We start from the raw sequence: 7,050 nt of genomic DNA on the forward strand, positions 1-7,050 counted from the left end.
AGATATCAGCGCGCTGCGCAGACTGGAGCCTTCCGATCCGCTTCAGGTAACCGTTTGTCGCAGGATTGCAGGCATGAGTTCCGGAAATAGCTGAGCGTCATGATCAGCGTCTGGCTACTGATCGTCATCTCGATCGCCTATATTTCACTGTTGTTTGCCATCGCCTGGGCGGGGGACAAGCATCCGGGTCTGCACCGGAACAAGTTTGTGCGGCCGCACATCTATGCCCTTTCCCTGGCCGTGTACTTTACCTCCTGGACCTTCTACGGCGCGGTTGGTCGCGCCAGCCAGGAAGGTTTTGCATTTCTGCCCATTTATCTGGGGCCACTGCTGGTGTTCGTGTTCGGTGCGCCCCTGCTGAAACGTATCATCTACATCAGCAAACGCAGTAACAGCACCTCGATTGCCGATTTCATCGCATCCCGCTACGGCAAGTCCCAGTCACTGGCGGCACTGATTGCGGTGGTTGCCCTTATCGGCAGTGTTCCCTACATCGCACTGCAGCTGAAAGCCATTTCTCTCGGGTTCAGCGTGCTGACCGAAAACGGTGCCGGTGAGGCTGCGTCCCAGGCAGCCTGGAGTGACTCGGCCTGGTATATCACCGTTGTGCTGGCAGTCTTCACCATTCTTTTTGGTACACGACACCTGGAGTCAACCGAGCACCACCGCGGCATGATTCAGGCGGTAGCCTTTGAATCGGTGATCAAACTGGTGGCCTTTGTTGCCGTGGGGCTGTTCGTGGGTTACGGACTTTACGGTGGCTTCGGGGATTTGCTGACCCGGGCCCGGGAGGCTGATCTGGTAGGCCAGCTGGGCTGGGATCATGTTGAAGCCCCGGCGTTCATTACCCAGACCATCGTGGCCATGTTGGCGATTCTCTGTCTGCCACGGCAGTTTCACGTGATGGTAGTGGAGAATGCCGATTACCGTGACTTCAATACCGCCCGCTGGGCCATGCCCGCCTACCTGATCATAGCCAGCGCCTTTGTCATCCCAATCGCCGCTGCCGGCCTGCTGCAGACAGGCAGCGACCAGATCAATCCTGACATGATGATTCTCAGTCTGCCGATCATGGCCGGAGAAAAATCTCTGGCTGTACTGGCTTTCCTGGGCGGCGGTTCCGCCGCTGCGGCCATGGTTATTGTCTGCTCGGTGGCCATCGCCACCATGGTCAGCAACGAAATCGTCATGCCCGCCCTGCTGAAATTTTTTCGCCCCGGCATGAACCGCCGGGGCGACCTCAGCCATTTTCTGCTGAGCATCCGGCGGGTCACCATTTTTCTGGTGCTCCTGACATCCTACGGTTTCTACCGGCTGGCCGGCGCTGACTACAGCCTGACGGCATTTGGCCTGCTGTCGTTTGCCGCTGTTGCCCAGTTCGGCCCTTCCCTGGTAGGTGGCATCCTGTGGCGCCAGGGTAATTACAATGGCGCTATCTGGGGTCTGGTCATCGGCTTCGGGATGTGGTTTTACACCTTGCTGATCCCGGCACTGGCGTCCACCGGCTGGCTCAGTGACACACTGATTGACCAGGGGCTATGGAGCCTCAGCTGGACCCGGCCCACAGCCCTTCTCGGGCTGGAGCTGGATATGATCAGCCATGGCATCATCTGGTCCCTTGGCACCAACACCCTCGTTTATATCGGACTCTCACTGTTCACCCGGCAGCGGGTACGGGAAAAGATCCAGATTGCGTCCTTTTTCCACGATCCTCAGCCCCGGCCGGAAACGCCCCACCAGCAAATCTGGCAAGGCCAGGTACTGACCGCCGACCTGCAGGCCCTGGCGGAGCGATTCATGGGGGAGGAGCGGGCCACCGCCCTGTTCTCCAACTACGAACGCCGCAACGCCATGAGACTGTCGCCACAGCGCCCGGCCAGCAGTCATCTCATGCGCTATATCGAGCGTCAGCTTGCCTCGGTAATTGGCGCATCCACCGCCCGTGTCGTACTGGAGTCAACCCTGACCGGGCGCGACATGCAGATCGAGGACGTGGTCAGTATTGTCGATGAGGCATCCCAGGCAATGACCTTCAGCCGGGAGTTGCTGCAGTCGGCCATCGAAAACATCAGCCTTGGCGTATCCGTGGTCAATCACCAGCAACAGCTGGTGGTCTGGAATCAGCGTTACCTGGAGCTGTTTTCCTACCCGAAGGGGTATGTTCGTGTCGGACGCCCGATACAGGACCTGATGCGACACAACCTCACCAATGCCAGCCTGCCAGCACCGCGTATTGATGAAATCATCAATGATCGCTGTGCCGCCATGAAAATCGGCCGCCCCATGTCCTACGAACGACACCGTCCCGATGGCACGGTTATCAAGGTTGAAGGCAGCCCGATTCCGGGGGGTGGGTACGTCACTACGTTCCAGGACATCACTGCGATGCGACGCACGGAACAGGCGCTGAAGGAAACCAATATCTATCTTGAGCAGCGCGTGAAAGAACGCACCCAGGAATTGCAGGTGACCAGCGAGCAGATGCTCAAGGCCAAGTCTGTTGCCGAGCAGGCAAACCAGAGCAAAACCCGCTTTCTGGCATCGGCCAGCCACGATCTGTTGCAGCCCCTGAACGCTGCCCGGCTGTTCACCTCGGCCTTGCAAAGCAAGGTTACAACCGATGAAACGAAAGTCCTGGCAGAACACCTGGACAGCTCCCTGACGGCCGCCGAAGAAATCATCAGCACGCTTCTGGACATTTCGAAACTGGACGCCGGAGCGCTGGAACCGGACATCACCCGCTTCCCCGTCAATGATCTGTTACGACACCTCGCAAACGAATTTCACGCCATCGCCAATGACCAGAATCTGCAGTTGAAAGTTGTACCCAGCTCCGCCTGGGTCTGTTCAGATGCCCGGTTGCTGCGAAGGGTTGTCCAGAACTTCCTGTCCAACGCGACCCGCTACACCGATGGCGGGCGTATCCTGCTGGGCTGTCGCAGACTCAAGGGCTATCTCAGAATTGAAGTCTGGGATACCGGCCCCGGCATCCCGGATGATCAGCTGGCCTATATTTTTGAGGAATTCAAACGTCTCAAACACGGTCGTGACAAGAAAGGGCTGGGCCTCGGTCTGGCCATTGTCGATCGCATCAGCGGCATGCTCGGCCATCCGGTCAATGTTCACTCCACCCTTGGCAGGGGCAGCGTGTTCACTATTACGGTACCTATGGTAGCCGCCGAAGCAACCGTAAGGGAGGACCCCAAACCGGCCAGGACAGGGCGCAGTGTATCCTCCCTCACCGGCCTGCATGTTTTGTGTATTGATAATGAGCCACAGATCCTCGAAGGTATGCACGCGTTGCTCAGCAACTGGCAGTGCCGCGTAACCACTGCAGAGAGTCTTGCCCAGGCACTGGCAACTCTGGAAGATGAAGGTCCGGATATTGTCCTGGCAGACTACCAGCTTGATGATAACCGCAATGGCCTCGATGCCATGGATGCCTTACGGATAGAATTCAACACGCCCATTCCCGGCATTCTCATAACCGGGTACCTTGGTGACGAAGTAAAAGACGATGCCGCCCACCGTGGCTATCACATCCTCTACAAACCGGTAAAACCCGCAGCCCTACGGGCCATGGTTAACAAGTTGATGAAACCCCGCTCATGATGACCGATCAGGCAGCACACGACTATTCACCAAGTTTTCGCAAGCTTCGCTTTCTGGTTGTGGACGACTTCGAAAACTTCCGCAATTCCATGCGCCAGATGCTACGTACCCTGGGCGCAGAGAAAATCGAGACGGTCAATAACGGGATCAGCGCCATCCAGAAGTGCACCTATGAGCACTTTGACGTGCTGCTATGCAATTACAATCTTGGTGAAGGCAAGAGCGGTCAGCATGTGCTTGAGGAACTCAGGCACCGTAAATTGCTGCACCACTCTTCCCTGTTTCTGATGGTTACTGCAGAAACTTCACGGGAAATGGTGATGGGCGCCCGGGAATACCATCCGGATGCCTATCTCACCAAACCCATTAACCGGGCCATGCTGGAAAAACGTCTGGGGGCCCTGGCAGAACGTCGCGAAGAGCTACTGCCGATTACCCGCGCCATGGACCTGGAAAATCCGCCGGAAGCCATCAGCCTGTGTCTGAGCCTGTTACCCAGGCACCGCAAACACCGAACCTGGATCTTCAAAACCCTGGCCGAGCTTTACAGTGAGATCGGCGATTTCGCCCAGGCAAAGAAAATCTATGACGACGTACTGGGCCAACGGGCGCTTTCCTGGGCTCGTCTCGGTAAAGCCCGGGTATTGCTGGCGGAGCATTACGACGACGAGGCCATCGAGATGCTCCGGCATCTGATCGAAGACCATCCCGATTATCTCGAGGCTTACGACGCCATGGCTCAGGGCCTGAAGCGTAAGGGAAAACCGGCACAGGCACAGCAACTGCTGCAGAAAGCCGCAGAGCTGTCCCCCAATGCACTGATGCGACAACGGGATCTGGCCCACCTGGCCACCAGCAATCACGACGCTGAAACCGCAGCCGATGCCTGGCGCCGGGCCGTTCATCTGGGCACCTGGTCTGTACTCGACAGCCCGGAGCACCACCTGGCCTTTGCCCGAACCCTCACCGATCTCAGCGAAAGCGACCCCAAAGGCGTCGGCAAGGAACAGGCCGAGGAAGCTTTTCGAACCCTCAAGAAAATGGAAAAGAAATTCCCGGAAGCACCGGATGTTGGCGCCCGAAGCCTGCTGGTGCAGGCCCGCATCTATTCGGCACAGGGCCACCCGGGCAAAGCTGACAAATGCCTGCTAAATGCCAGAGAACTCCTGCCTGAGGACAAACTGACCGCAGATGCAGGGCTTGATCTTGCCAAAACCCTGTTTCGTACCGGCCGCAATGGCGAAGCCGAGCAGCTTCTGACGAGTCTTGCCCAGAACTTTGAGCAGGATCCCGAGGTTATTGAGCAGATCGAGAATCTGCTGGATGAACCTGTCGGCCTGCAGCAGCGACTCGAAGCCCGCAATCTGAACCGGGAGGGCATCAAGGCATTCGAAAAAGGCGGACTGTCTGAAGCTGCGGGATTCTTTGAACAGGCACTGGATGTTGTGCCGAATCACGCAGCACTGAACCTGAACCTGACTCAGATACGCATGAAACAGATCAGTGAGGGCGATCCCTCGATTCTCCGGCAGCAGGCCATCAGCCAGTGCAAGCGCTGCCTTGAGGCGTTATCACGCCTGCCCCCGCAGCACCGGCAATACCGACGCTATCTGGCCCTCAAACGGAAACTGGAGCACCTGCAATAATGAGCGATCCCAAGCCCCCCGAGCAGGGTAATCAGCCGGTCAATCTGCCAAAACTGGACTTCTCCATGGTCATTGCCTCGGCGGTGCATGACATGAAGAACTCTCTTGGCATGCTCATCAGTACCCTCGACGATCTGCGTACCGAGCAAACCGATACCGACAGCTCAGGCACACGGCTCAATACGCTGCAATACGAAGCCGAGCGGGTACACAGTGACCTGGTTCAACTGCTGGGCATCTATCGACTGGGAGAACAAAAACTCTCGGCTCACACTGATGAACATTACGTTGCCGATTTCCTGAAGGAACAACTGGCCCGCCACGAACCTCTGCTGAAAGGCTATGGCGTTGCCTACGACGTATCGGCTGATGATGAACTGACCGGATTTTTTGACGAAGAACTGATCGCCGGCGTGATTACCAGCACCATCAACAATGCCATCCGTTACACCCGCAGCCAGATATTGCTGACCGCACGGGCAGACGAAACCGGAGGTCTTGTTATAGGCATTGAGGATGACGGTTCGGGCTACCCCGAACATATGCAACAGGCCGGCACGGACGTACTCCTGAAATCACCGGATTTCCGGACCGGCAGTACCAGCCTGGGGCTGTATTTTGCAGCGGCCATTGCCAATCTCCACCAGAACAATGGCTTGGCAGGAAAAATCAGATTAAGGAACGGCGGCAGCCTTGGCGGTGGCGTTTTCGAAATATGCCTGCCGTAGGCAACCTGTGCCACAATTTGCAGACAAGACGCTTGAATTGCCCGGGCGTCACTATTACCTTGAGCTAAGCCCTCAGGGAGAAGCCAGCATCATATTGTTTACTGGCAAGAAACGAGGGCCCTCGCAATAACAGGGAGACCGAGATGCCCCGTGGCACCGCACTTATCGTTGACGACTCATCAACAGCGAGAATCATTCTTGCGCGGCTGCTTGAAAAAGCAGACCTTGATACCCGTGGCGTCGGCTCTGCCGAAGAGGCCCTCAGCCTGCTTCAGCATGAGCCTTTTGACCTGATTTTCCTCGATCACCTGCTGCCTGGCATTAACGGCTTCGAGGCTCTCGAAAAGCTCAAAAGCAAACCGGAAACCCGTGATATTCCGGTCTTCATGTATACCTCCCAGAATGCCGACCGGTATCTTCAGGATGCCAAAGCCAAGGGCGCCGCCGGTGTGATTGGCAAGCAGGTTGAGCGGGAACAACTGGTTCAGATGATTGATGCCATCCTTGATGCCGACAACGATCAGCCTGAGCTGCTGGCACCTGATACCAGCCCCTATCAGACCATTGCCGACCAGACCTATACCAGACGTCTGACGGGCCGACTGTCTACCCTTGAGATCGCCTATGAAGAAGCAAACGAAGATATCCGCAACCTGAAACAGCACGTTGCACGACTGGAAGCCCAGGCTCAGGAAGAGCTCGACATCCAGGTACGCAAGTTACGTCGTTTCTGGTTTCTGACGGCCGTTATTTTCGCCTTCGTGGCTATCCTGCTGTCATTGCAGTTAAACAGCGTTACTGGAATGGTGGAGGGCATGAACTCACAGCTGAACCTGATCAGTCAGATGATCGGTGGCCTGATGGAGCTGATTGGTGGCAATACTGATTAGCGGCCGGTAATCCTGCACGCTGTAGCTATAAGCCCTGCAACCCCTGGTTGCGGGGTTTTTTGATTGGCGGCAAATGGAAATCGCTTTTTTCAGGCAATAAAAAACCCCCGGCAGCGTACGCTGTCGGGGGTGTTTTAATTAGGAGCCTGACGATGACCTACTCTCGCATGGGCA

4 protein-coding genes are annotated in these 7,050 nt (G+C 56.6%); all 4 read left to right on the plus strand.

The features are described 5' to 3' along the window. Positions 1-99: 99 nt before the first annotated feature. The 4 genes from AAC035_RS16430 (at position 100) to AAC035_RS16445 (ending at position 6,876) form a co-directional block, all read left to right on the plus strand. Positions 100-3,612 carry a PAS domain-containing hybrid sensor histidine kinase/response regulator gene (locus AAC035_RS16430; protein ID WP_339806060.1) on the plus strand — a complete coding sequence of 1,171 codons (3,513 nt, stop codon included), beginning with the start codon at positions 100-102 and terminating at the stop codon, positions 3,610-3,612. Next, positions 3,609-5,258 (plus strand): response regulator, encoded by a 1,650-nt coding sequence (locus tag AAC035_RS16435; RefSeq protein WP_339806062.1) that lies wholly within the window; start codon positions 3,609-3,611, stop codon positions 5,256-5,258. Before AAC035_RS16430 ends, AAC035_RS16435 begins: the two co-directional genes overlap by 4 nt. Beyond that, the gene (locus tag AAC035_RS16440; RefSeq protein WP_339806064.1) at positions 5,258-5,986 is read left to right on the plus strand and encodes a HAMP domain-containing sensor histidine kinase; all 729 of its coding nucleotides are present in this window, start codon (positions 5,258-5,260) and stop codon (positions 5,984-5,986) included. The genes AAC035_RS16435 and AAC035_RS16440 overlap by 1 nt, the downstream gene beginning before the upstream one ends. 143 nt (positions 5,987-6,129) lie before the next feature. Continuing rightward, positions 6,130-6,876, plus strand: a complete 747-nt coding sequence (locus tag AAC035_RS16445) for a response regulator (protein WP_339806066.1) — start codon at positions 6,130-6,132, stop codon at positions 6,874-6,876. Positions 6,877-7,050: the final 174 nt, after the last annotated feature.

The organism is uncultured Marinobacter sp., assembly GCF_963974375.1.
Lineage (GTDB): Bacteria > Pseudomonadota > Gammaproteobacteria > Pseudomonadales > Oleiphilaceae > Marinobacter.

What these genes read in the sequence shown, in the direction of transcription:
- AAC035_RS16430 (WP_339806060.1), top strand. Translation starts at nt 100, where the DNA reads ATGATCAGCGTCTGGCTACTGATCGTCATCTCGATCGCCTATATTTCA.
- AAC035_RS16435 (WP_339806062.1), top strand. Translation starts at nt 3,609, where the DNA reads ATGATGACCGATCAGGCAGCACACGACTATTCACCAAGTTTTCGCAAG.
- AAC035_RS16440 (WP_339806064.1), top strand. Translation starts at nt 5,258, where the DNA reads ATGAGCGATCCCAAGCCCCCCGAGCAGGGTAATCAGCCGGTCAATCTG.
- AAC035_RS16445 (WP_339806066.1), top strand. Translation starts at nt 6,130, where the DNA reads ATGCCCCGTGGCACCGCACTTATCGTTGACGACTCATCAACAGCGAGA.